This window comes from Pedomonas sp. V897 (assembly GCF_051304405.1).
Classification (GTDB): Bacteria; Pseudomonadota; Alphaproteobacteria; order Sphingomonadales; family Sphingomonadaceae; genus Pedomonas.
In genome coordinates, this window is the sequence record NZ_JBPPGG010000002.1 from 673544 (window position 1) to 697080 (window position 23537).

A 23537-nucleotide genomic window follows, 5' to 3' on the forward strand; every position below is an offset into this window, starting at 1 on the left:
CCGGTTGATTTGACCGCACGGCCTGCTACACAACCCTCCAGTATAGTCCGAAAGCGTCCGCGCCCGCGGAAAGTTGCTGTCCCGGAGGATTTAATGGCTAAGATCAAAGTGAAGAATCCGGTCGTCGAACTCGACGGCGACGAGATGACCCGCATCATCTGGAAGTGGATCCGCGAGCGCCTCATCCTGCCGTATCTCGACATCGATCTGAAGTACTACGACCTCTCCGTCCAGAAGCGTGACGAGACCGAGGACCAGATCACCATCGACGCCGCCAACGCCATCAAGCAGTACGGCGTCGGCGTGAAGTGCGCCACCATCACGCCGGACGAAGCCCGCGTGAAGGAATTCAATCTCAAGAAGATGTGGAAGTCGCCCAACGGCACCATCCGCAACATTCTGGGCGGCACCGTGTTCCGCGAGCCGATCATCATGAAGAACGTGCCGCGGATCGTCCCGGGCTGGACCGATCCCATCGTGGTCGGCCGCCACGCCTTCGGCGACCAGTACCGCGCCACCGACTTCCGCGTGCCGGGCGCCGGCAAGCTCACCATGAAGTGGGTCAGCGAAGACGGCAGCCAGGAGCAGGAGTACGAGGTTTTCAACTTCCCCTCCGCCGGCGTCGCCATGGGCATGTACAACCTGGACGAATCGATCCGCGACTTCGCCCGCGCCTGCATGAACTACGGCCTGGCGCGCGGCTGGCCGGTGTACCTGTCCACCAAGAACACCATCCTCAAGGCCTATGACGGCCGCTTCAAGGACCTGTTCCAGGAGGTGTTCGACAACGAGTTCAAGGCCAAGTTCGAGGCGGCCGGCATCACCTACGAGCACCGCCTGATCGACGACATGGTCGCCTCCGCCCTCAAGTGGAGCGGCAAGTTCGTCTGGGCCTGCAAGAACTACGACGGCGACGTGCAGTCGGATCAGGTGGCGCAGGGATTCGGCTCGCTCGGCCTGATGACCTCGGTGCTGATGACGCCGGACGGCCAGACCGTGGAGGCCGAGGCCGCCCACGGCACCGTCACCCGCCACTACCGCATGCACCAGCAGGGCAAGGCGACCTCCACCAACCCGATTGCCTCCATCTTCGCCTGGACCGGTGGCCTCAAGCACCGCGGCAAGCTGGACGGCACCCCGGACGTGGTGGCCTTCGCCGAGACGCTGGAGCGGGTCTGCATCGAGACCGTCGAGAGCGGCCAGATGACCAAGGACCTCGCCATCCTCGTCGGCCCGGATCAGCCGTGGCTGACCACCGAGAAGTTCTTCGAGGCGATCGTGGCCAACCTGGAAAAGGCCATGCGCTTCTAAGGCGATCTGCCTTCCAGAACAAAGGCCTGGGAAGAAAACCTAAGGTTTTCTCTCAAGCCGGAAACACCAGTCGGAGAAGGGCCGCAGCACTGTTGCGGCCCTTTTTCGTGCCCGCCGCCCCCACCGGGGGGATGGCGCATAGGCTCTTGTCAGCAAAGGCCCGTCCCCGGCATCCTGCCGCCCGTATCGCCCCCAGACCACGTTCCATCGGGAGCCTGCCCCCATGACCACCCCCGCCCATCCCGAGACCGGCTCCGCTCCCGACGCCGCACCGGCCCACGCCTGGCCCGGCCGCACCTGGGGCCTCGCCCTGCTGGGCGGCCTTGCCGGGCTGGCCCTCCACCTCATCGCCGGAACCGGGCCCGGAGGCAGCGCCGGCCCGGACGCCCTGCGCCTTGCCGCCGCCACCTTCCTCGGCGTCAGCGCCATCGCCTTCGGGTTCGTCGTCGAGCGCGGGCGGCTGGGCTCCAGCCTCGGCTTTGCCGCAGCGGCGGGGCTGGTGGTGGCGCTCACCATCTATTGGGCCGGGGTGCCCGGCGGCGGCGCGGACGACGGGGCCACCTGGCGCCTCCTGTGCGCCGCGCTGGCGGTGGGCCTTGCCGCGCCGCTGTTCCAGGCCATGCGCGACCGCGCGCCGGGCCAGCCCCTGTCCTACAGCGCCGCCCATGACCGCGCCTGGGTCAACGCCGTGCTCTGGTGCGCTGTCTGGGTGTTCGCCGGGATCGTCTGGCTGACCGCGATCCTGCTCGCCGCCCTGTTCGAGCTGATCGACGTCTCGTTCCCTGAAAAGCTGCTGCGCAAGGGCTGGGTCGCCCTGCCCCTGACCGGCGTGGCGCTGGGCGCGGCGACCGGCCTGCTGCGCGACCGCGAGTCCCTGCTCGGCCTCCTTCAGCGGGCGGCGACGGCCGTGCTGGCCGTGCTCGCGCCGGTGCTGGCACTGGGGCTGGTGCTGTTCCTGGCCGCCCTGCCGTTCACCGGCCTCGAGCCGCTGTGGCAGGCGACCCGCGCCACCACCCCCATCCTGCTGCTGTGCATCATCGGCGCGCTCATCCTCGTCAACGCCGTCATCGGCGACGCCCCGGCGCGCGAGGCGCGCCACCCGGCCCTGCGCTGGAGCGTGCCCGCCCTGTGCCTCGCCCTGCTGCCGCTGGGACTTGTCGCCGCCGTCTCCACCGGCCGCCGCATCCAGCAGCACGGCCTGACGCCCGACCGGCTGTGGGCCGCCGTGTTCGTCGCCATCGCCCTCGCCTACGGGCTCGCCTACCTGTGGGCGGTGGTGCGGGCCGCCGTGCGCGACCGGGCCGGCCCCGCCCGCCATCTCCGCCCGGCCAACCTGTGGCTGGCCTTCGGCCTGTGCGGGCTCGCCCTCCTGCTCTCGACGCCGCTGGCGAACTTCGGCGCGCTCTCCGCCCGCCACCAGCTCGCGCGGCTGGAGCGCGGCGCGGTCACGCCCGAGGCGTTCGACTGGCGCGCCCTGCGCTTCGACTTCGGCCCGGCGGGCATCAAGGCGCTGGAGCGGCTGGCGGCGACGGGCAAGACCCCCGCCATCCGCACCGCAGCGGCGGACGCCCTCAAGCGCACCTCGCGCTACGACGTGCCGGACCGCGCCCCGCCGGTGATCGCCGAGGAGCGCCTGACCGTCCTGCCCGCAGGCGCGGCCCTTCCCCCCGCGCTGCGGGCGCGGCTCGGCCTCCCGGAGGCCTGCGGTCCGGCGGGCCGCTGCGCCGTCGTGCTGACCGGTGACGGCCGGGAGGCGGTCATCGTCACCGCCGACTGGGTGAGCGTCTGGCGCGAGGCGGACGGGGTCTGGCGGACCGAGCAACCGGCCACCCGCTCGCCCTCGGACTATGCCGCCGAGGCGCAGCGGCGGCGGCAGGCGCTGGACGCCGGTGCGGTCGAGATCCGCACTGTGACGCGCCGTCAGGTGTTTGTGGGGGGAGAGCCGCACGGCGCGGCTTTCGAGTAGGCAGGCGCGCAAGGCGGGCGCGCAAGGCGGGCGCGCGAAGGGGCCGGGCAAACGCCGCCCGCAGGCGTCAGTATGGGCGCAGGTTGCTGCCGCCCCGGCGGCGGTTGAACCAGCGCCGCAGCGGCGCGCGGATCAGCGCGAAGGCGACCCACGCCAGGGCGAACGCCACCGACAGCACCGCCAGCCAGATCGCCAGCGAGGCGAGCAGGATCAGCATTGCCACCGCGCTCGCCGCCATCAGCAGGCGCGACAGGCGGCTCTGCGGCTTCCAGCTGTAGGTCCGGTCCGCGCCATCGCGGGTCAGGGTGATTTCATAGCCGTCGGTCATGCCCCCAATGTAAGGATCTTGCGCCCGCCCGCAACCGCTCCGGCAGCGCATCGAGACGACCCGACGGAATTTCCCGCCCGCTGTCCCTGGGGACAAGGCCACGCTTATCCACAGTTTCTGTGGATAACGCTGTATATTCTGCATGCACAACGGTCTTTTGCCGTTGATTTTATTGGTGTTTCAGCGTTTTGCCGAAAAAAGCGGCACGAAAAACGGGCGGGAGCCGCCGGCCCCCGCCCGTCCATCCGAGGGGGCCTGCCGCCCCCTCGCCTGTCCCGTGTCTGTTGCCTTACGGCTTCGCCACCGCCGGGCACGGACCGGTGCCGAAATCGCCCAGGTCGAGGCAGCGGCCGTCCAGTTCCCCGTCCGGCTGGATGCCGAGCACGTGGGCCAGCGTCGGTGCAATGTCCACGGTGCGGATGGGCAGCGGCCGCTCCTCCGGCGTCACGCCCGGCCACCAGAACAGGATCGGCACGCGGCGGTCATAGCTCCAGGCGGTGCCGTGGCCGGAGATGTAGTAGTTGACCTTCGGCGTCTTGATCTGGAGGTAGGGCTTGAACGTCACCGTCAGGTCGGCGATGCGATCCGGCGCGGCGCTGAGGGCCTGACGCTCCTGCAGGGTGAGTTCGTCCGGCAACTTGGTCGGGTCGACCGGCGTGTTCACCAGCGTTTCCTTGTCAAACACGGCCACCACTTCCGGGCGCTGGCGCAGCAGCGGCATCGCCGCCTGGAGAACCGTCTGCCGGAATTCCGCCGAGGGCGTGCGGCCGTTGCGGTCCACCACCCACAGCTGGTCGATGCCGGAGGCATAGATCGGGTCGAAATCCAGCCCCAGTTGCGTGCGCAGAGCGCTGTTCAGGTCCGCGGCAAAAGCGATAGGGTCAACGCGGCCGGCCTCGGGCAGGCCCTGCGTGTGCAGCCGCTCGGGCACGTCGATGCCGCCATGGTCGGCCGAGAGCACCACCAGGAACGGCACGCCGAGCTGTTCGAGATCGCTCAGGAACCGGCCAAGCTGCCGGTCGAGCCGGGCCTGCTGGTCACACATCTCCGGCCCCTGCGTGCCGTAGCGGTGGCCAACGTAGTCGTTGCCCGAAAGGCTGATCGCCAGCAGGTCCGGGGCCTCGCCCTGCCCCAGCTTGAAGGTGCGGATCAGCTCCCGCGCGCCGTCGAGCGTCAGCTCGTCCATGAACGGCGACCACATGAACTGGTCCTTGACGAAGGTGGGGCTCTTCACGTCCCACGCCACGGGCGGCAACTGCGAGCGCCAGGGCGTGCCGTTGATCACCCAGTCGCGCTCCAGCGCCTTGCAGCTGGGCTCCGCGTAGGTCCACACCGGCGGGGTGTTCTTCCAGTACTCCTGAATGCGCTTGTTGAGCGCCGCCATCGGAGCCAGCGCCTTCTCGCCCGACTGACCCGCCGGAACGAAGGTGGTGAAGCCATGGCCCGGCGCCAGCCAGAACTCGCCATCGGCCTTGTGGCCGCCCATGTTGATCGCGCCGCGGTCCTTGCCGGAGACCGCAAACACCCGGCTCTTGGGCGATTGCGCCTTCAGCCAGTCGCCAAGCGTCAAGACCCGCAGCTTCTTCGGGCTGCGGCCTTCGGTCGGGTCCGCCTTGGGATCGTGCGCCGGGCGCATGTCCGTGTCCTCAAGGCAGTAAACCTCCCGGCCCAGCGCCGGGTCGAAATAGTCGTTGCCGACAATGCCGGTGGTGCGCGGATGATGACCCGTCAGCAGCGTCGAGTGGCCCGGGCAGGTCTCGGTGCCGCCGTGCGTCTGGTAGCCGTTGGCATAGGTGATGCCCTCGTTGCCCAGCCGCTTGAGGCCGCCCGTATAACGGCCACGCCAGCCGCCAAACAGATTGGCGCTGAACTGGTCAACGGAAATGGCCACGATCAGCCTGGGGCGCTCCCCCTTCTGCACGGCCGGGGCAGCCGAAACCGCCGCCTCTCCCGCCGCCTGCTCCACAGCCGAAGCCGGCCCCGCACAGGCAAGCGCAACCACGCCCGCCGCCGCCAATACCATCTGCTTGAACGCTGAATGCCCCATGCTGAACTGCCTTCTTACAAGACCTCACAAAAACACCAAAAGACGGCCCCCCGGACGTCCCCTGCACCCGGTCTCTCCGCTTCTTGTTGCAGGAATAATACAATGCCGTGACACCAGCGCGAGGGCCAAACGCCACGCTCGGGGCGTTTTTTTTGAACAACTTTCGTGATTTTCGTGATTTTCGGGGGGCCATGATTGCAGGAGGGTCTCGGACCCTCCTGCACCTCCCATTCCCTCATCGGGACGCACCCGGTCGTTCCGGCGCATCCACGGGAGAACGGGCACGGCCCCATTATTTGGGCCATCTGCCAGGAGAACGCCGGAAACACGGCCCGATCATTTGAACCGCCTGTCAGGAGGGCGCCGGGAACACGGCCCGACAAACAGATGGGAGCGCGAGGGGCAAGCCCCTCGCATCATCCATCAAATTGAAAACAACAAGTTGAAAACAACCCGCCCTCGGCATGGGCGGGGTGCCGGGGCAGATGGTTCTACCCCGGCGATTTCCCGAGCGGTCTGGCCAGGCGATCTGGCCGAGCGGTCTGGATCAGGCCGCGACGGCCTGGCCGATCAGCGCCTTGACGGCGGCCAGTGCCTCGGCGGCGGCGGCGGCGTTGGGGCCGCCGCCCTGGGCCATGTCGGGGCGGCCGCCGCCGCCCTGGCCGCCGACGGCAGCCACGGCTGCCTTGACCAGATCGACAGCGGAGATGCGGCTGGTCAGGTCGTCGGTCACGCCCACTGCGACGGAGGCCTTGCCGCCGTCGGTGGTGACCATGACCGCGACGCCCGAGCCCAGTTTGGACTTGGCGCCGTCCACCAGGCCGCGCAGCTCGCGCGCCGGGAGGCCGTCGACCACCTGGCCGAGGAAGTTGATGCCGTTCACCTGTTCGGCGGCCGGGCCGCCGGAGGCGCTGGCGCTGCCGCCGCCGAGCGCGAGGGCGCGCTTGGCTTCGGCCAGTTCGCGTTCCAGCTTGCGGCGCTCTTCCAGCAGCGCCGCGACGCGCTCGACGATTTCCGCCGGGCTGGTCTTGAGCGTGGCGGCCACGGCTTTCACGCGGGCTTCCTGTTCCTCGAAGTAGCGGCGCGCGGCTTCGCCGGTGAGCGCCTCGATGCGGCGCACGCCTGCCGACACCGCGCCCTCGCCCACGATGGCGAACACGCCGATGTCGCCGGTGCGGTTGACGTGGGTGCCGCCGCAGAGTTCCACCGAGAAGTGGCCGCGTTCGGACTCCGGTTCGTCGCCCATGCTGACCACGCGCACTTCATCGCCGTATTTCTCGCCGAACAGCGCCATGGCGCCAGCGGCGATGGCCTCGTCCGGCGTCATCAGCCGGGTTACCACCTCGTGGTTTTCGCGGATGCGGGCGTTCACGTCCGCCTCGACCGCCGCGATTTCCTCCTCGGAGAGGGCCTTGTTGTGCGAGATGTCGAAGCGCAGCCGGTCGGGCGCGACCAGCGAGCCCTTCTGGGTGACGTGCGCGCCGAGGCGGCGGCGCAGGGCCTCGTGCAGCAGGTGGGTGGCCGAGTGGTTGGCGCGCAGCGCGGCGCGGCGCGTGCTGTCCACGAGCATTTCCAGCTGGTCGCCCACGCGCACCGTGCCGGCCTTCACCTCGCCCACGTGGACGTGGATGAGGCCGAGCGGCTTCTGGGTGTCGCTGATTTCGATTTCGAGGCCGCCCGGGCCGCGCAGGAGGCCGGCGTCGCCCATCTGGCCGCCGGACTCGCCGTAGAACGGCGTCTGGTTGGTGACGATGCGCACCTGCTCGCCGGCCGACGCGCTGTCGACGCGCGCGCCGTCCTTGACGATGGCGACCACCTGCCCTTGCGCGGACTCAGTGGAGTAGCCGACAAATTCGGTCGCGCCCGCTTCCTGGGCGAGGTCGAACCACACGGTCTCGGCCGCCTTTTCGCCCGAGCCGGCCCACGCCGCGCGGGCGGCGGCCTTCTGGCGCGCCATTGCCTCGTCGAAGCCGCCCTTGTCGACGGCGAGGCCCTGCGTGCGCAGCGCGTCTTCGGTCAGGTCGAGCGGGAAGCCGTAGGTGTCATAGAGCTTGAACGCCACCTCGCCCGGCAGGGCCGCGCCCGGCGCGAGGCGGGACACTTCCTCGTCGAGGAGCTTGAGGCCCTTGTCGAGCGTCTGGCGGAAGCGGGTTTCCTCCAGCTTGAGGGTTTCGCGGATCAGCGCGTCGGCGCGCACCAGCTCGGGGTAGGCCGCGCCCATCTGGTTGATGAGCGCCGGGACCAGCCGGTGCATCAGCGGCTCCTTCGCGCCCAGCAGGTGGGCGTGGCGCATGGCGCGGCGCATGATGCGTCGCAGCACGTAGCCGCGGCCGTCATTGGAGGGCAGCACGCCGTCGGCGATGAGGAAGCTGACCGCGCGCAGGTGGTCGGCGATCACGCGGTGCGAGACGCGGCCTTCCGCGTCCGGGTTGGTGCCGGTGGCCTCGGCGGAGGCGAGGATCAGCGCCCGCAGCGTGTCGGTGTCGTAGTTGTCGTGCTTGCCCTGGAGCACGGCGGCGATGCGCTCCAGGCCCATGCCGGTGTCGATGGACGGGTGAGGCAGGTCGATGCGGGTGTCCGCGTCCACCTGCTCGTACTGCATGAACACCAGGTTCCAGATTTCGGTCCAGCGGTCGCCGTCCTCGTCGGGCGAGCCCGGGGGGCCGCCGGGGATGTGCGGGCCGTGGTCATAGAAGATTTCGGAGCACGGGCCGCACGGGCCGGTGTCGCCCATGGACCAGAAGTTGTCCTTGGTGGGGATGCGGATGATCCGCTCGTCGGGCAGACCGGCGATCTTCTTCCACAGGTCGAACGCCTCGTCGTCCGTGTGGTAGACGGTCACCAGCAGGCGGTCCTTCGGGATGCCCCACTCCTTCGTGATGAGCCGCCAGGCGCAGTCGATGGCGCGCTCCTTGAAGTAGTCGCCGAACGAGAAGTTGCCCAGCATCTCGAAGAAGGTGTGGTGGCGGGCGGTGTAGCCCACATTGTCCAGATCGTTGTGCTTGCCGCCGGCGCGCACGCACTTCTGCGCGGAGGTCGCCGTCTTGTAGGGGCGCGTCTCCAGCCCGGTGAACACGTTCTTGAACGGCACCATGCCGGCGTTGGTGAACATCAACGTCGGGTCGTTCCGCGGGACGAGCGGGCTGCTCGGCACCACCTCGTGGCCTTCGCGCCGGAAGAAGTCGAGGAAGGATGAGCGGATATCGTTGGAACTGGCCACGCCTTTCGCCTCTTTGTCTCGTTGCGAGCCCGGGGCCTGCCCCGGGTCTTTTGTCAATCCGCGCCTGACTTAAGCCGTATGCGCCCCGGTGAAAAGAGGGATACGCACTTGCCGCGCCCTTTGCCGCGCTGCGAAGACAGGGAACCGGGCGGCAAACCGGGCAGGAGATCGGGCGGGGAACCGGGCAGGAAAAGGCCGGGCGCTTCCCTGTTCGTCACACGGAAACGCCCGGCCACATGGCACAGACTTTCTGCGATCGGTCCTCGACAGCGTGGACAGCGTGCCGCCCTGATCCGCCCGCTGCCGCCTGCCGCCTGCCGTCCTCAGATGTCGTCGTCCTCGCTGGGCGCGGACATGAGCGCCTCGGAGACGAGCCCGGCGTTGCGGCGGATGGCCGCCTCGATGGCCGCCGCCAGGTCCGGGTTCTCCTGGAGGAACCGCTTGGCGTTCTCGCGGCCCTGGCCGATGCGCTGGCTGTCGTAGGAGAACCAGGCGCCCGACTTCTCGACGACGCCGGCCTTCACGCCGAGGTCGAGAATCTCGCCCATCTTGGAGACGCCCTCGCCGTACATGATGTCGAATTCCACCTGCTTGAACGGCGGGGCCAGCTTGTTCTTGACCACCTTGACCTTGGTCTGGTTGCCGACGATCTCGTCGCGCTCCTTGATCTGGCCGGTGCGGCGGATGTCCAGACGCACCGAGGCGTAGAACTTGAGGGCGTTGCCGCCGGTGGTGGTCTCCGGGCTGCCGTACATCACGCCGATCTTCATGCGCACCTGGTTGATGAAGATCACGGTGCACTTGGACTTGGAGATGGAGCCGGTCAGCTTGCGCAGCGCCTGGCTCATCAGGCGGGCCTGCAGGCCCACGTGGCTGTCGCCCATCTCGCCTTCCAGCTCGGCGCGTGGCGTCAGCGCGGCCACCGAGTCGACCACCAGAATGTCGATGGCGCCCGAGCGCACCAGGGTGTCGGCGATCTCCAGCGCCTGCTCGCCCGTATCCGGCTGCGAGATCAGCAGCTCGTCGATGTTGACGTTGAGCTTGCGGGCGTAGACCGGGTCGAGCGCGTGCTCGGCGTCGATGAACGCCGCGATGCCGCCCGCCTTCTGCGCCTCGGCGATGGCGTGGAGCGCCAGCGTCGTCTTGCCCGAGGATTCAGGCCCGTAGATTTCGATGATGCGCCCCCGGGGCAGGCCGCCGATGCCCAGCGCCATGTCGAGCCCGAGCGAGCCGGTCGAGATGGTCTCGATCTCGACCCCCGAGCTGCGCTGGCCCAGCTTCATCACCGAACCCTTGCCGAATGCCCGGTCGATCTGTGCCAGTGCGGCTTCCAGTGCGCGCGTCTTGTCCATAGAGTCTTTCTCGATCACCCGAAGAGATGCAGACATTTCTTTTCTCCCGCATAGAGGCACAGAGCGTCGAACGCAACGGAAGGCTTTGTACCTGTTTTGTTCTCGATTGCAAGCTTGGCCGCCAACCCCTTGATTCGATTGGGCCGGACCGGGGCGCGAGGGGATCTCTCCCCTGCCCGCCTCAGCCGTTGAGCTGGTTGCTTGATTCGTGGTGCGCGGGCTTGCGGCCGATGACCTCCCGCACCGCCTCCGCCAGTTCCTGCACCGAGAACGGCTTGGGCAGGAAGGTCACGTCCGGCACGTCGATGGAGCGGCGCAGCTGCTCCTCCGCATAGCCGGAGATGAAGATGATCTTGAGGTCCGGGTAGCGCTCGCGGGCGTGGTGCACCAGGGTCGGCCCGTCCATGCTCGGCATGACCACGTCGGTGATGAGGAGGTCCACCTGCGCTTCCAGGCCCTCCATCACCTCCAGCGCCTCCTCGCCGTTGTTGGCGGTGAGCACGTTGTAGCCCTTGCGCTCCAGCGCCCGCTTGGCGACGGCGCGCACCATGGCCTCGTCCTCCACGAGGAGCACGGTGCCGTGGCCCCAGGTATCGACCACCGCGTCGCGCGCCCGCGCCTCCTCGGCGGCCTGTTCCTCGGCCACGGCCACATGGACCGGCAGGTAGATGGTGAAGGTGGTGCCCCGCCCCACCTCGGAGTCGGCAAAGATGAAGCCGCCCGTCTGCTTGACGATGCCGTAGACGGTCGAAAGGCCGAGCCCCGTGCCCTTGCCCACTTCCTTGGTGGTGAAGAACGGCTCGAAGATCTTGCCCAGATGCTCCTTCGGGATGCCGTGGCCGGTGTCGGTGACGGCGATCACCACATAGTCGGCCGGCGGCATGATCTGGTAGCCGAGGGTCTTCACGTCGTCCGGGCCCACCTGGTAGGTGCGGATGGTCAGCTCGCCTGCGCCGCCCATGGCGTCGCGCGCGTTGACCGCCAGGTTGACGATCACCTGCTCCAGCTGGCCCGGGTCGGCGCGCACCGACCCCAGGTTACGGCCGTGGATCATGTTGAGGGTGATGGTCTCGCCCATCAGCCGCTTGAGCAGGTTGGACAGCTCCGCCAGCACGTCGGAGACCTGGAGCACCTGCGGCCGCAGGGTCTGCTGGCGCGAGAAGGCGAGCAGCTGGCGCACCAGGTTGGCGGCGCGGTTGGCGTTCTGGCGGATCTGGTTGAGGTCGCCGAAGTCCGCATCGCCCGGCGCGTGGCGCAGCAGCATCAGGTCGCAGTAGCCGATGATGGCGGTGAGGATGTTGTTGAAGTCGTGGGCGATGCCGCCCGCCAGCTGGCCCACCGCCTGCATCTTCGTGGCCTGGGTGATCTGCTGCTGGAGGCGCCGCTGCTCGGCGTCGTCGCGCAGGGCGATGACCGCCGCCGCCTCGCCGATGCCGATGTGGGTGATGCTGAGCCGCACCGGATCGGCCCGGTTGCCCTTGAGCCGCACCTGCACGTCCCGGTTGGCGAGGCGGCCGCTGGAGACGCTGCGCACCACCTCCGCCAGCATGCTGGCGTCTTCCTCGTGCACCAGATCGACCGGGTAGAGCGGCGTTGCCTCCGGCTTGATGCCGACGGCAGCGGTGAAGGCCCGGTTGATAAAGCGGAAGCGGCTGTCCCGGTCCACCGTGGCGAAGCCGAACGGCAGGCTGTCCAGCAGCCCGTGGACGATGTCGCCCACCGCGCCGCTCGCTGCCACCGTGTTCGCGGTCTCGCGCAGGAGCAGGTAGACATAGCCATAGGGGTCGCCCCCGCCCTGCCCCATCAGCGGAATCTCGGCCAGCCGCACCGGCACCGACGTGCCGTCCGCCGCGCGCAGCAGCACCTCGCTGCTCTCGGTCAGGATGAACAGGGCGGTCAGGTCGCGCCCGGTGAGATCCGCCGCCGCATGGCCCGAAATCCGGCCGCAGGCGGCGTTGACCGCCAGCACCCGCCCGTCCCCGTCGGCGGCGATGAGGCCGATGTCCGCCTGGCTCAGCCAGTCGCCCACATGGCCTGCGGCCACGTCCACCACGCCGGCAAGCGTCAGGCTCCGCTCCGACGGGCGCACCCGCCACAGCAGATGGCCGGCCGGGTCGTCCGCCCGGCGGCAGGTCACGTCAAGTTCGCTTTGCCGCCCCTCGACGACGCGGGTCACGCTGACCAGCGCGATGCCGTCGCGCCGGGCCTGCTCGGCCACCCGCTCCAGCGGCGAGCGCGCTTCCGGCTCGACGCCCGCCAGCTCGAAGGGCGAGGGATAGCCGCCGCACATCTGGCCATAGGCCGCGTTGGCGCACACCAGGGCCCCCATCCGGTCCGTCACCGCCACCGCGTCCGGCTGGTTGTCGATGGCCGCCCGCACCAGGGCGCGGCTGACGCCCGCGGGGCGCTCCTGATGTCCCGACGCCCACGCATAGGCCACGCCGCCGGCCGCCAGCATCAGGGCGAAGAACAGGATGCTCACTTCCCAGATGCCCGTGCTCCAGCCGATCAGGGCGGCGGAGGCAAGCCCGAGCGTAACGACGGTCGCCGCCACCCACAGCACCTGGGTCGAGCCCGGCTCGGGCGGCAATCCGCCGACCAGACCCGCGCTCTCCAGCCCGCGCTCCTCTCCTGAGAACCATCGTGCGATCATGCGCGTGTGTGACCCGTCCCCGTGCTGAACTCCCCGCCCCCGGACGTTGCCCGAAAGCCTTCCCGCGTCAAGGGGATGATTGCGCCGATGCGCCGCCGGAACGGCCGGACTCCTGCCGGAGAGCGCCGCAGTGCCCCCGCCGTCATGGGCGCGACGGCCGTTTGGGCAGCGGCCGCCCCCGCAGCTTCATCACGTAGCTGATGACCTCGGCCACCGCCTTGTAGTGCTCGGGCTTGATCTCCTCGTCCAGATCGACACTGGCATAGAGCGTGCGGGCGAGCGGCGGGTTCTCCACAATCGGCACCTTGTGCTCGCTGGCCACCTCGCGGATGCGCAGCGCCAGGCTGTCCACGCCCTTGGCCACCACCTTGGGCGCGGCCATGGCGGCCTGATCGTATTTCAGCGCCACCGCGAAGTGGGTCGGGTTGGTGATGACCACGTCGGCGGTCGGCACGTTGGCCATCATGCGCTGGCGCGAGCGCTCCAGCCGGATCTGGCGGATGCGTGCCTTCACATGCGGGTCGCCCTCGCTCTGCTTGAACTCGTCCTTCAGTTCCTGACGGCTCATGCGCATTTTCTTCATGAAGGCGAAGCGCTGGTAGACAAGGTCGCCAACCGCGATCACCGCGACGATGATGACCACCGCCAGCAGCAGCTTGACCACCAGCCCGCCCGCCAGCGCCAGGATGTCGGGCGCGGAGCCGAACAGGGCGGTCTCCAGCCGGCTGCCGTAGGGCCACACCACCGCCACGCCGACGATGCCCACCACCGCGCACTTGGCCAGTGTCTTGAGGAACTCCACCAGCGACTGCATGCCGAACATGCGCTTGAGGCCGGTCAGCGGATTGAGCTTGGACCACTTGGGCGACACCCGCTCCCACGACAGGGTGGGCCGCCCCTGCATCAGGCCGCCCACCACCGCGCACAGGAACAGTAGCGCGAGCGGCGCGGCCAGCACCGCGCCCGCGTTGAGGGCGATGCCCGCCATCAGGCTCTGCGCGCCCCGGCCGTCCAGCGGATAGGCGTTGGCCTGGCCGAGCAGGTTGGTGAACAGCGGGGCAAGGCCGCGCCCGATGTTGCCCACCATGAAGGCGACCACCGCCAGCGCGCCGCCCAGAATGGCGATGTGGCGCATCTCCGCGCCGCGCGCCACCTGGCCTTTCTTGCGCGCCTCCTCCAGCTTGCGCTGGGTTGGTTCTTCCGTTTTCTGGGAGTCGTCCTCGCTGCTGCCCTCGGCCATCTCAGCCTCCCGTCAGGGCCCGCAGCCCCTCGCCGAAGCGGTCAAGGAACACGGTCATGATCGTGCCGATGAGCGTCAGCAGAAGCAGCAGGGACAGAATGATGCCCAGCGGCTGGGCGATGAAGAACACCTGGATCTGGGGCGTCAGCCGGGCCATCAGCCCGAGCCCCACGTTGAACACCAGGCCATAGACCAGAAACGGAGCCGCCATCTGCAGGCCCAGCGCAAAGGCCTGGCTCATCATGTTCACCGACAGCGAGGCGAAATCCCCGAGCATCAGGTCCGCGCCCGGCCGGAACAGGGCGTAGGAGCGCACCATGCCCGCCAGCATCAGGTGGTGCAGGTCGGTTGCGAACACCAGCACCACGGCGAGCACGCTGAGGAAGCGGGAGATGACGATGGTCTGCCCGCCCTGGCTGGGGTCGAAAATCATCGCGCCGGACAGACCGCTCTGGAAGCCGATGACCGTACCCGCCAGCTGCACGGCGGAAAACAGGATGCGCACCGCCATGCCCAGCATCAGGCCGGTGGCGATCTCGCCGATCAGCAGCGCGGCGGTGGCGGGCAAGGTCGTGGGCATGGGCGGCAGGGAGACCAGCACCACCGGCAGCACCACCAGCGACAGCACGAGCGCGAACAGCAGCCGCACGCGGGCCGGCACATTTTCATCGCCAAGGGCAGGCATCACCATGAGCATGCTGCCGAGGCGGGAGAAGACGAGAAAATAGGCGGTGAACTGCGCCGTCATGAAGTCGGGCACGGCGCACCTACCCCGAGATGATTCGCTGGGCCAGCCGCTCCATCAGTCCGCCCATCAGCCGGCCCATCAGCGGCGCGGTGAGCAGCAGCACCAGAACCATGGCGATGAGTTTGGGCACGAAGGTGAGCGTTGCTTCCTGAATTTGCGTCAGGGCCTGAAGGAGGCCGACGCCGAAGCCGACCACCAGCGCGACCAGCAGCAGTGGCCCGGCCACCATCAGCATGGTGAACAGGCTGTCGCGGGTAACGTCGAGAATGTCGGCTCCTGTCATGCGTCCACCTTGGCTGAGCATGGTGAAGAGATGGTTAAGGCCGGGGGCGCGAAATGTACATGGCGGAAATGGCCGCCGCGCGCCGTTTTGCGCCCCGAACGACCGATCCGTCTTTTCACTGCCCGCGGCAAAGGCTATGTCTGGCGCGGCTGACTCTCCGGCAGGCGATTGCCGCGTCGATCTGTTCAGCCCGACCCCCGCATATATTCTTGCTTTAGTCTGACTTTTGCTTCTGAATGCGGGCTAAAAAAATAAATAAAAAGGACTAAGAGAGGGAGCCTGGGATGCGAACCGTATCCGATGACCTTCGGTGCACCTCCGAAGCATGCCCTGACGAGCGTGTCATCCTGTGCGTGGAGTTGATGCCTGCGGACCATCTGCTGCTGTGGTCGTTCCGCGAACTGGTGACGGCGCGGATGGAAGGGCGCGCGGTCCGTCAGGCGCTGGGCGGTCTCAAGGGCGCACCCGATCGATCGGTCACGCTCCTTCTTCGTCTGCTCATTGCCGAAGTGGTTTCCGTCGCGAAGCGCGGACTGGTTTTTGGCCTGCCCCATTGCCAGCGCCTGCTGCCGGACGAGCTCACCCTGCTGGCGGCCATTGACCGCCTTCAGGTCGGTGACGAGGCCCGCGCCTGCGTCCTGCTTCAGAAACTCTGCGCCAATGGCCCCATCAACGGCCTGCGCGAGGCAGCCGGCCATCTGGCAAAGGCGCTGCGGGAGCGGGGCAACCTCGTGCGGGTGATGCATCTACTGCCCCCGCACATGCTGCCGAGTATCCACTGAGCCCCTGTGAGCCCTGCGGCGCCGCGCCGCGCATTCCCCCCTCACTTGACCTCCGGCCTCCTGCCGTCCTGCACGTACTTTCCGCCGCGAGGCCCAGCCCCGGCCTGCCCTTGACCCGCCTGTTTTTGCGAGTCATTATCACTTGCAACACCAAGCGGGACAGGAGTTACGCATGCCACACCAGCCCTCTCCATTCTGTGGACGGCACCCGAACGACAACCCGGTGATCCGGTGCAGCGCGCTGCCTCCCTCGGCGCAGCGGCTGCTGTGGCTCACCCGGCTGTTCATTGCCGCGCGGCTGGATTATGCCCGGGCGGAGCCCGCCCTCTCCCGCTTCGCGCTTCGGTGCAGCCGCGCGGTGCCCATTCTCCTGTGTCATCTGCTGCTGGAGATCAGCCGCCATGCCACCCGGCGCGTGCAGGTGGCGAGCCCCTGCCACGGCGCGGTGGTGGCGGACGAGCTGCGGTTTCTGGCAACGATCGATCTGGCGCAGCAGGCGGATCCGCGCCTTGCTGTCCTGGTTCAGGAGGTGTTCGGGACGGAGCGGCCGGAGTCCCTCGCGCCGGTCGTGGCCGCGACGCGCAAGCTGGGCGAGGTGCTGCTGCAGGAAGGTATCCGGGTCGAGGCGCGTTCGCTGCTGCCGGCAGACGCGCTGCCCTCGATCCATTGATCCCGGAAAATTATCGAGCCCGGAAAATCCGGGCCCCGAAAAAAAGCGGATAAAAAATCTGGCGCTGCGGGTGCCCTTAAATGGGCATCCGCATGATTTCCTGATAGGCCGAGATCACCCGGTCGCGCACGGCCACAAGGGTTTCAACCGCCATCTCCGCATTGTTGACCGCCGTCACCACGTCGATGAGGTCGGCCTTGCCCTGGATGGACTGCGCGGCCATGGCTTCCGAGTTGCGGCTGGCCTCGACGGCGTTGGTGAACATCTCGCCCAGCATGTCGCCGAACGAGGCGTTCGGCGCGCCCGTCGCCGCCTCGGGCGCAGACGGTTCGGTGCCGCCGGTGAGGGAGCGGCCGAGCGCCTGGGTATAGGCATTGGTGGCATCGAAGGCGCGAATGGACATGGTTCAGTCCCTGTTCTTTCTACACCGGTTTCCTGCGTATCAGCGCAGAAGGTCTCCCCCTGCGCTTTAGCGCGGAAGATCTCCCCCTGCGCTTTAGCGCAGAAGATCAATCGTCCTCATGGTCAGCGACTTGGCGGCTTCCACCGCATTGAGGTTGGCCTCGTAGGAGCGCTGTGCCTCCTTCATGTCGGTGGCCTCGATGACGCTGTTCACGTTCGGCTTGAGCACATAGCCCTGCGCGTCCGCTGCCGGGTGGCCGGGCATGTACACCTTTTCGAAATCGGTGGTGTCCACGGTCACCCGGTCCACCTTCACGGTGCGCGCGCCAAGCTGACGGTCGAGCACGTCCTTGAACATCACGACCTTGCGCTGGTAGGGCAGCTCGCCCGGCGACTGCGCCACGGAGTCCTTGTTCGCCAGGTTTTCGGCAACCACCCGCATGCGCAGGGACTGGGCCTTGAGCCCGGCTGCCGAAATGGCCATCGACCGTTGCAAATCCATGGGCGTTTCTCTCCCTTCGCCGTTGCGGGCGCTTAGTTGTTGCCACCCTTGCCGAGGGCTGTTTTCAGGAGGCCCGCCTGCTTCCGGTAGAGGTTGGTCAGGGCCGTGTATTCCATCTGCACATTGGCAAGCGAGAGCAGCTGGTCTTCCAGCACCACCGTATTGCCGTTGGGCTTCACCTCGAAGGAGTCCCGGCTCACCCGCGAATTGCTGTTCACGGCGGCCGGGCTGCCCAGCGCCTTCATCGCCGCCGGCATGGCGATGCGCGGCTTGGCGACACTCGGCGCGCCCGACGGGGTGGAGACCTTCGACAGCACGTCGGAGAAGTCCCGCTCCACCAGTTCGCGGGCCTCGTATCCGGGCGTGTCCGCGTTCGCGATGTTCTCGGCGATGACTTCCTGCTTGGCCTGAAGCTCGCGCATCTTGCCCGTCATGGCCTGGAAAAGGGCGATGGACGACGTATCCACAGGTCAAACCTCGTCGGCATGAAACGACAGCCTAGAATGGACCGGCAGCCTTAACAGACGGTAAACGACCCCGAAACCAACCCCCTCGCCCCGGCGCGAGAGCGCCCGCCTTTAGCCTTTGTTAGAGTAAATCCCTTTACCTGCATGGTCTTAGCTCATGACATGGGGGAAAACTTGCCTCTTTTGAGTCAACAACTTGCAGGCATAAGGAAAACTTTATGTCTGTGCCCCTCACTTGGCGATGATATGATCGGGCAGTATAATTTATGGTGCTGCGGCGGCGTGGATTGATCGACTGCGCCCTGAAGCCAGTGCCTGATCTGCCGACGCCTCGTGTAAGTGCGCACCACGGACGGACAGGCAAAGCCGGAGCGGCGCCCGGCCCGCAGCATTGTGCAACCACGTGTCACGTTCTGGGAATGGCCCCGCTTCGGCGGGGCTTTTCTCTTTAGGTCGAGGCCACTGGGAGCCCGGCGGCTATCGAATATGGCAAGATCATCCAGTCCGACCAGGCCACACCATCGAGCGCCGACTCCCATTACCTAATCTCCATGATGTATAATCCCGCGAATCAAGCAAAACGCGAGGTCTGGGATGTCTTCCGACGGCTCAAAGGAAATCAGTCTAAAAGCTAATAAAATCAATGTTTTGTCTAGCAATTCCGGCTCAAAGGAAATCAGTACGATTCAGGGCGTTCTGGACCTCGGGATTGAGAAAGACGCCGAATTTGGCGAAATCGGAATGGGCGTACTGTCGGACGGCACGCCCTACCTCAATCAGCGCGGCTTGGCTGCTCTGTGCGGCGTCCAGAATGCCCACATCGGAACCATTAGCGCCCAATGGAACGAGATCGATGAGAAGCCTCGCATAAAGGCTATTAAATCAATCCTCGCCAAGGCCGGTTATACTGCCCCTGCCGCACATATCGAAATCAACCATGGCGGACGGGTGCATTATTGTTACCCAGCCGAGATATGCCTCGCAGTTCTCGAGTACTATGCATTTGATGCGGGAGCGAATTGCCAGCCTGAGGCAAGGGACAATTTCCGACTCCTGGCCGGGTCAAAGCTCCGAGAGATGATCTACAGCCAAGTAGGCTATGACCCCTCGGGAAAAAATAATAAGAAGTTTGACAAATGGCATGAGCGTATTGCTCTAAATTACCAGTCAGCCCCAAAAGGCTATTTCCATGTATTCAATGAAGCCCACACGGTTATTTATGAACTGATCCAAGCGGGCGCGGATATAGGCGAAAAATTCGTCGTGGATATATCCATAGGGCAGCACTGGTCCAAGTATTGGACCGATAACAATTTATCCGAACAGTACGGGGAGCGGCGCAAGTATCCGCACCACTACCCAGATAGTCACCCTCAGGCCAAATCCAACCCTCAAGAGTCCTGGTGCTACCCTCTCGCAGCTTTAGGGGCCTATCGAGAGTGGCTGCAAGATTATTACATTGAGGGAGGAAAATTCAGCTCCTACCTTAAGAACAAGGTAAAAAACGGAGATATCGCCCCTTCTGTCGCCCAACTTGCAATCGCAGCCTTAGCCCACGGCCAAATTGCTGGGCCGACTGTGCAGGGCAAAATTGCCGGGCCGAACCACAGCTAATTCTCTGTTCCACACTCGAGCGGCCGTCCCTCAAACAACTGGCGGCCGCTACCCCGGCCACGCCTCCACCGCCAGCCGTCGGCGACTGTCGCAGTCATCGTAGGCCTCGGCCACGGAGATCACCCACGCCACCACCTCACCGGCCGTCGCCGGGGCCTCCGGCAGAGGCGGGCACGGCTGAGCCGCCCGGGCTGGCACCGGCGGCAATGCTGGAATTGGCTGCCTCGATGGCCCGGCGCATGAGGTCGCGGCCAGCATCGTCAATGCACTCAGCAGCAGCGGCAGGCGTCTGGACATAGCGGATCACCTCTCTCTCGATAGGGACGAACACGCGCTCGCGCTCCGCGTCTCGCTGGGTGGCGGCCTCCGTGGCCGTGTCGTGCCGCTCCCTGAACTCCAGCTGGCGCTCCTGTTGGGCCCGCTCCCAGCGCCCCCGCTCGGCCAGCACGCCGCGCTCGTAGGCCGCAGATTCGAGACGGGCGACCAGGAGCCAGACGGCCCCGACGGCTCCGGCCAGCGCCAGAGCCTTGCCCCACCAGGGCAGCGCCATCATGCCAGCGCCCCCACCTGGCCGACGCGCGTGCGCAGCCAGCCGTAGACGAACGCCTCGTTGGCCGGCCGCCGCTCCGCCAGATCGATGTACCGCTCCCCCTTGAGACAGCGCAGGGCGGTCAGGAGTACCGCCTCGCCCTCTCGGCCCCGGATGCGCAGGTAGGCCTGCAGGGCGCCGAGCGTCGCAGGGCCGATCTGGCCGTCCATCTTGAGGTCAGCATAGTCCGTCTGCTGCCGATTGAGTGCGTTCAGCGCCCGCTGGAGCATCTGCGCCGCAATGGCGGGCCCCATGTTCACGCCGGTATCGAACAGCTCCTCGGCCACCAGCTCGGAGAGCGCGGCCACCCGGTCGAACCGGGGCTTGATCCAGTACCGCTGACGGTAGATGCGGATGGCCTCGGAGCGCGGCATCGCCCGCATGGCGCCGGTGTAGCCCTCCTCCCGCGCCACCGCGACAGTGATGCCCCAGATCGTCTCACCACCCCGGTCAGCCGGGTGATCCACGTACCCTCCCTCGCGCCCGATCAGGCGCTCGATCATCGCGTCAACGCTCATGTCGCCCTCCTCTCAGGCAACGGTGGCAGTCCACACCGTGTCGCCAGGCCCTGACCAGCGCCACCGCTGAAACCAGGGCGAACCCCAACCCCAGAATGATGATGACCGGCTCACCCATTCGGCGTCTCCTCCAGACCCAGCCGCCGACGCGCCAGAATCTCCAGCCCGTGGAGGAAGAATGCGGTCCCCAGCGCGCCGAGCAGCATGCTCGCCAGCACGATGCCCTCGACAGGCCATTCTCGCAGCCGTCCGACCGTGACCGCCAGCACGGCATAGGCGGGCAAAGCCATGACCTCGGACAGCGCCAGCCAGCGCCGCCGCCGTTCCCACGCTTCCCGGGCGCCGGGATCGTCCGGGGGCTCGGGCGAGACGCGGAACAGGACGTAGCCGCACCGGGCGCCGAGGCCCGCCAGGGCACTGCCGAGGGCGAACAGCCACAGAACAACATCATCGCGCGTCATTGGCGGTCCTTTCCGGGCATAAAAAGAGCGCCTGGAGGCGCGTGTCGGATGGAATGTTTGCGGGTCAGCCGATTATCACGGCCACCCAAGCGCGGCCGTCGGGCAGGATCTTCCAGACCTTGCCCACTGTGCGGGGGCCCGGCGCTTCAACAGGCACGCCGATGATGCCACCATCCGGCCCCGGCGCGGCATCGATGTATTGGCCTGGCAATGCGCCGGTCACATTCACCGGCACCTGGCCAGAGAAAGCGATGCGGTCCCATTTGACGCGCTCGGCCTCAAGGCGCGCCTCGAAGTCGGCAAGGTCCGCCTCATACTGCTGCATGGCTGTAGCGTGAGCCGCGCGGGCGGCTTCAATAGCGGCGGCATGATCGGCTTGGGCTGCTTCCCATGCCGCCATCTTGGCCGCATAGTCGGGGTCGCCGTCAACCGGCCGCTCAGGGCCGGTGTATGCTGGCAGATCAAGCGCCGGTCGCTCGGGGCGTGGACCAACCGCCTGCGCCCAAGTGTCATTGCCGACAACGGCCGGATTGGTGGATTTGATGACGAAAGTATGAGCATCGTCGAAGCGGTCGGTTAGAAGACCATCGGCGTTGATGCCGCAGATCGCGCCCGGGTTGAGGGCAGAGCAATACCACGCCTTGAGGACGTACTCGGCATAGTCCGCTCCGTTGGTGTTGATGGTGCCCGCAGCATTGATTGACCGGCTCGTGGTCGTGTTGTTGCCGATCACCATTGCTGTTGCAGAAGCAGACCAGTTCGACCCGTCCACCTTGTCGAAACCAACTCGCCCCCCCAGGACAAGGAAGCGCGTGCCCACTGCCGCGCCGGACTTATCAATGTAGTGAGTGCTCCCGCTCGGCACCCCCACCAGGAGGTTGCCGTTGGCATCAAGCACTATCCCATCCGAAAAAGCAGACCCGTCCGCAGGGCCATGGCCGAGGTGCATTGCGCTGCCTGTCGGCACCGAGATGTAAGCATCCGTTCCGCTTGACGCATAGAGGGCTAGGTGCGTGGTGTTTGACTTAGCCAGTAATTGGCTGGCCGTATTGGAGCCTCCCACCTGCAAGCGTCGGTCACCAGCCCCGTCGAATGTGCTCGTCCCAATGCCAAGGCGGCCGCTCGCATCGACATAGACGCCCAGGGCCGCCAGAACCTCGTTCACCAGCCGCAGCGCCGTCACATTGACGCCGTTACCTTCCTGCAGGGCGGGCAGCACCTCGGCACCGGTCAACGTCGCCGCCGCTGGGCCGGCTGTCAGCAGCGCCAGCACATCCGCAGGGCTCAGATCCTCTACATCCCCTGCGCCCGCGCTTTTCCGCCCCTTGAGCGTCCCGGCGGCCGCCGCCGCCCAGGCATCGCGCCCGGTCTGGTAGTGCGTGACCAGCGTCGATACCTGCTCGTACAGCAGCCGCAGGGCGCCGGTGCTCCCGGTCGGCTGAATCGCATAGGGCTGCCCCGTCGCCGTCGGGCCCTGGTAGTCGGTCGCCAGCGTAAAGGTGGTCTCCGAGGAGATCGCCGCGATCTCATACGGCTCGCCGTCCGGGCCCCAGAAGGTATCACCGGGGAAGATATTCGTCAGAGCATTGCCGCCGGTCAGGGTAACAGCGGGCGAGCCGTTGGTGACCCCAACGGTGCCAGTGCGATACCACGCCATGATTGTCTCCGCAGATCAGTCGTAGTCAGTGACGTCCACCACCAGGAACTGGTAGTTCGGCTGGGTCAGGTCGTAGCGCTGGGTGCCCTGCGAGCCCGCCGTAAAATCCCACATTTTCAGGTGCACCCCCTGGAGGGTGTGGTCGTCCACGTTTCGGAGACCGCAGATGACGTTTGCGGTCTCGATGAAACCGCTGCCGGCGTCCCGCAGATACCGGTACCCCGCCCAGCGGCAGCAGATGAAAGCGACCCGCTTGCTGGACGGATATGTCCAGGTCTTCGCCGTGAAAGATGACGCCGCGCCGTCGGAGCCGGTGATGACATCGAGCAGGCGCAGCGGCCGATCCGCATTGCAATAGACAACATCGCCGTTTGCGTCGTAGGTCTGGATGCCGGACCCGCTGGTCCGCAGCGTCCCGCGCTTGAAGGGGTAGTAGGTGATGAGCCCCGCCCCCTTTGTGCGCACGTCCATGAGCCACGAAGTCACGCCCAGGGGCCTGCATCGGATGGGGGTGGCGCCCGTTAAGCTCTGCATGGCCACCAGCGGCGGATGAGGCGAATTGCCGACCGCGATGGAGGACTCCCAGTCCCCGCCGTTGAGGGTGGGCACGCTCGCCGTCACCTGGACGACACTGTCGAGCGCGTAGTTGAAGTGGTTCGTGTCGAAAAGGACCGTCCCCGCCTCGTTGCGGACCTCCAGACCGAACGCCATCAGTAGACCCCATAGA

22 protein-coding genes are annotated in these 23537 nt (G+C 66.9%); 5 read left to right on the forward strand and 17 right to left on the reverse strand.

Annotation, left to right across the window (positions count from 1 at the left end; genetic code table 11):
* The first annotated feature begins 93 nt into the window (after positions 1-93).
* Entirely contained in the window at positions 94-1311 is a 1218-nt protein-coding gene (locus ACSJJU_RS09070; protein WP_435915043.1) for an NADP-dependent isocitrate dehydrogenase, read from the forward strand.
* A gap of 223 nt (positions 1312-1534) precedes the next feature.
* On the forward strand, positions 1535-3277 hold the full coding sequence (locus ACSJJU_RS09075; RefSeq protein ID WP_435915044.1) for a DUF4153 domain-containing protein: 1743 nt from the start codon (positions 1535-1537) through the stop codon (positions 3275-3277).
* Between the two features lie 67 nt (positions 3278-3344).
* Here ACSJJU_RS09075 and ACSJJU_RS09080 read toward each other — a convergent pair whose 3' ends face one another.
* The 8 genes from ACSJJU_RS09080 to fliQ form a co-directional block, all read right to left on the reverse strand.
* On the reverse strand, positions 3345-3605 hold the full coding sequence (locus ACSJJU_RS09080; protein WP_435915045.1) for a hypothetical protein: 261 nt from the start codon (positions 3603-3605) through the stop codon (positions 3345-3347).
* Positions 3606-3894: 289 nt separating this feature from the next.
* Positions 3895-5652, reverse strand: a complete 1758-nt coding sequence (locus tag ACSJJU_RS09085; RefSeq protein ID WP_435915046.1) for an alkaline phosphatase family protein — start codon at positions 5650-5652, stop codon at positions 3895-3897.
* Between the two features lie 547 nt (positions 5653-6199).
* A complete protein-coding gene (gene alaS / locus ACSJJU_RS09090; protein WP_435915047.1) occupies positions 6200-8872 on the reverse strand; it encodes an alanine--tRNA ligase in 2673 nt (890 codons plus the stop codon).
* A gap of 323 nt (positions 8873-9195) precedes the next feature.
* Entirely contained in the window at positions 9196-10260 is a 1065-nt protein-coding gene (gene recA / locus ACSJJU_RS09095) for a recombinase RecA (RefSeq protein ID WP_435915048.1), read from the reverse strand.
* A gap of 145 nt (positions 10261-10405) precedes the next feature.
* Positions 10406-12877 (reverse strand): ATP-binding protein, encoded by a 2472-nt coding sequence (locus ACSJJU_RS09100; protein WP_435915049.1) that lies wholly within the window; start codon positions 12875-12877, stop codon positions 10406-10408.
* 142 nt (positions 12878-13019) lie between these two features.
* Positions 13020-14117 carry a flagellar biosynthesis protein FlhB gene (gene flhB, locus ACSJJU_RS09105; RefSeq protein ID WP_435915050.1) on the reverse strand — a complete coding sequence of 366 codons (1098 nt, stop codon included), beginning with the start codon at positions 14115-14117 and terminating at the stop codon, positions 13020-13022.
* Between the two features lies 1 nt (position 14118).
* Entirely contained in the window at positions 14119-14877 is a 759-nt protein-coding gene (gene fliR, locus ACSJJU_RS09110; protein ID WP_435915052.1) for a flagellar biosynthetic protein FliR, read from the reverse strand.
* Positions 14878-14884: 7 nt separating this feature from the next.
* Positions 14885-15148, reverse strand: a complete 264-nt coding sequence (gene fliQ / locus ACSJJU_RS09115) for a flagellar biosynthesis protein FliQ (protein WP_435915054.1) — start codon at positions 15146-15148, stop codon at positions 14885-14887.
* Between the two features lie 362 nt (positions 15149-15510).
* Here fliQ and ACSJJU_RS09120 point away from each other — a divergent pair, with 362 nt between their 5' ends.
* Positions 15511-15930, forward strand: a complete 420-nt coding sequence (locus ACSJJU_RS09120) for a hypothetical protein (RefSeq protein ID WP_435915055.1) — start codon at positions 15511-15513, stop codon at positions 15928-15930.
* Between the two features lie 172 nt (positions 15931-16102).
* Entirely contained in the window at positions 16103-16600 is a 498-nt protein-coding gene (locus ACSJJU_RS09125; protein ID WP_435915056.1) for a hypothetical protein, read from the forward strand.
* Between the two features lie 76 nt (positions 16601-16676).
* Here the strand turns inward: ACSJJU_RS09125 and fliE are convergent, their stop codons facing one another.
* From fliE to flgB, 3 genes are all read right to left on the reverse strand, one after another.
* On the reverse strand, positions 16677-17003 hold the full coding sequence (gene fliE, locus ACSJJU_RS09130; protein ID WP_435915058.1) for a flagellar hook-basal body complex protein FliE: 327 nt from the start codon (positions 17001-17003) through the stop codon (positions 16677-16679).
* Positions 17004-17096: 93 nt separating this feature from the next.
* Positions 17097-17504, reverse strand: a complete 408-nt coding sequence (gene flgC / locus ACSJJU_RS09135; protein WP_435915059.1) for a flagellar basal body rod protein FlgC — start codon at positions 17502-17504, stop codon at positions 17097-17099.
* A gap of 32 nt (positions 17505-17536) precedes the next feature.
* Positions 17537-17971, reverse strand: coding sequence for a flagellar basal body rod protein FlgB (gene flgB / locus ACSJJU_RS09140; protein ID WP_435915061.1), 435 nt, complete (start codon positions 17969-17971; stop codon positions 17537-17539).
* Between the two features lie 594 nt (positions 17972-18565).
* Here flgB and ACSJJU_RS09145 point away from each other — a divergent pair.
* The gene (locus tag ACSJJU_RS09145; RefSeq protein ID WP_435915062.1) at positions 18566-19585 is read left to right on the forward strand and encodes a hypothetical protein; all 1020 of its coding nucleotides are present in this window, start codon (positions 18566-18568) and stop codon (positions 19583-19585) included.
* Positions 19586-19633: 48 nt separating this feature from the next.
* On the opposite strand, the gene ACSJJU_RS09150 is transcribed toward ACSJJU_RS09145, so the two are convergent.
* The 6 genes from ACSJJU_RS09150 to ACSJJU_RS09175 all read right to left on the reverse strand — a co-directional run.
* A complete protein-coding gene (locus ACSJJU_RS09150) occupies positions 19634-19783 on the reverse strand; it encodes a hypothetical protein (RefSeq protein ID WP_435915063.1) in 150 nt (49 codons plus the stop codon).
* Complete coding sequence (locus ACSJJU_RS09155; protein ID WP_435915064.1) at positions 19722-20138, reverse strand: hypothetical protein; 417 nt, start codon at positions 20136-20138, stop codon at positions 19722-19724. Before ACSJJU_RS09155 ends, ACSJJU_RS09150 begins: the two co-directional genes overlap by 62 nt.
* Complete coding sequence (locus ACSJJU_RS09160) at positions 20135-20692, reverse strand: glycoside hydrolase family 108 protein (RefSeq protein WP_435915065.1); 558 nt, start codon at positions 20690-20692, stop codon at positions 20135-20137. Before ACSJJU_RS09160 ends, ACSJJU_RS09155 begins: the two co-directional genes overlap by 4 nt.
* A gap of 110 nt (positions 20693-20802) precedes the next feature.
* Positions 20803-21153 (reverse strand): hypothetical protein, encoded by a 351-nt coding sequence (locus ACSJJU_RS09165; protein ID WP_435915066.1) that lies wholly within the window; start codon positions 21151-21153, stop codon positions 20803-20805.
* A 64-nt stretch (positions 21154-21217) separates the two neighbouring features.
* Positions 21218-22810 carry a hypothetical protein gene (locus tag ACSJJU_RS09170; RefSeq protein WP_435915067.1) on the reverse strand — a complete coding sequence of 531 codons (1593 nt, stop codon included), beginning with the start codon at positions 22808-22810 and terminating at the stop codon, positions 21218-21220.
* A 15-nt stretch (positions 22811-22825) separates the two neighbouring features.
* The coding region (locus ACSJJU_RS09175) for a hypothetical protein (protein WP_435915068.1) at positions 22826-23537 on the reverse strand (712 nt) is incomplete at its 5' end.

What these genes read in the sequence shown, in the direction of transcription:
- ACSJJU_RS09085 (WP_435915046.1), bottom strand. Translation starts at nt 5,652, where the DNA reads ATGGGGCATTCAGCGTTCAAGCAGATGGTATTGGCGGCGGCGGGCGTG.
- ACSJJU_RS09080 (WP_435915045.1), bottom strand. Translation starts at nt 3,605, where the DNA reads ATGACCGACGGCTATGAAATCACCCTGACCCGCGATGGCGCGGACCGG.
- fliE (WP_435915058.1), bottom strand. Translation starts at nt 17,003, where the DNA reads ATGTCCATTCGCGCCTTCGATGCCACCAATGCCTATACCCAGGCGCTC.
- ACSJJU_RS09100 (WP_435915049.1), bottom strand. Translation starts at nt 12,877, where the DNA reads ATGATCGCACGATGGTTCTCAGGAGAGGAGCGCGGGCTGGAGAGCGCG.
- ACSJJU_RS09155 (WP_435915064.1), bottom strand. Translation starts at nt 20,138, where the DNA reads ATGATGGCGCTGCCCTGGTGGGGCAAGGCTCTGGCGCTGGCCGGAGCC.
- recA (WP_435915048.1), bottom strand. Translation starts at nt 10,260, where the DNA reads ATGTCTGCATCTCTTCGGGTGATCGAGAAAGACTCTATGGACAAGACG.
- fliQ (WP_435915054.1), bottom strand. Translation starts at nt 15,148, where the DNA reads ATGACAGGAGCCGACATTCTCGACGTTACCCGCGACAGCCTGTTCACC.
- ACSJJU_RS09075 (WP_435915044.1), top strand. Translation starts at nt 1,535, where the DNA reads ATGACCACCCCCGCCCATCCCGAGACCGGCTCCGCTCCCGACGCCGCA.
- ACSJJU_RS09120 (WP_435915055.1), top strand. Translation starts at nt 15,511, where the DNA reads ATGCCTGCGGACCATCTGCTGCTGTGGTCGTTCCGCGAACTGGTGACG.
- ACSJJU_RS09070 (WP_435915043.1), top strand. Translation starts at nt 94, where the DNA reads ATGGCTAAGATCAAAGTGAAGAATCCGGTCGTCGAACTCGACGGCGAC.
- ACSJJU_RS09145 (WP_435915062.1), top strand. Translation starts at nt 18,566, where the DNA reads ATGTCTTCCGACGGCTCAAAGGAAATCAGTCTAAAAGCTAATAAAATC.
- flhB (WP_435915050.1), bottom strand. Translation starts at nt 14,117, where the DNA reads ATGGCCGAGGGCAGCAGCGAGGACGACTCCCAGAAAACGGAAGAACCA.
- ACSJJU_RS09125 (WP_435915056.1), top strand. Translation starts at nt 16,103, where the DNA reads ATGCCACACCAGCCCTCTCCATTCTGTGGACGGCACCCGAACGACAAC.
- ACSJJU_RS09160 (WP_435915065.1), bottom strand. Translation starts at nt 20,692, where the DNA reads ATGAGCGTTGACGCGATGATCGAGCGCCTGATCGGGCGCGAGGGAGGG.
- ACSJJU_RS09170 (WP_435915067.1), bottom strand. Translation starts at nt 22,810, where the DNA reads ATGGCGTGGTATCGCACTGGCACCGTTGGGGTCACCAACGGCTCGCCC.
- flgC (WP_435915059.1), bottom strand. Translation starts at nt 17,504, where the DNA reads ATGGATTTGCAACGGTCGATGGCCATTTCGGCAGCCGGGCTCAAGGCC.
- ACSJJU_RS09165 (WP_435915066.1), bottom strand. Translation starts at nt 21,153, where the DNA reads ATGACGCGCGATGATGTTGTTCTGTGGCTGTTCGCCCTCGGCAGTGCC.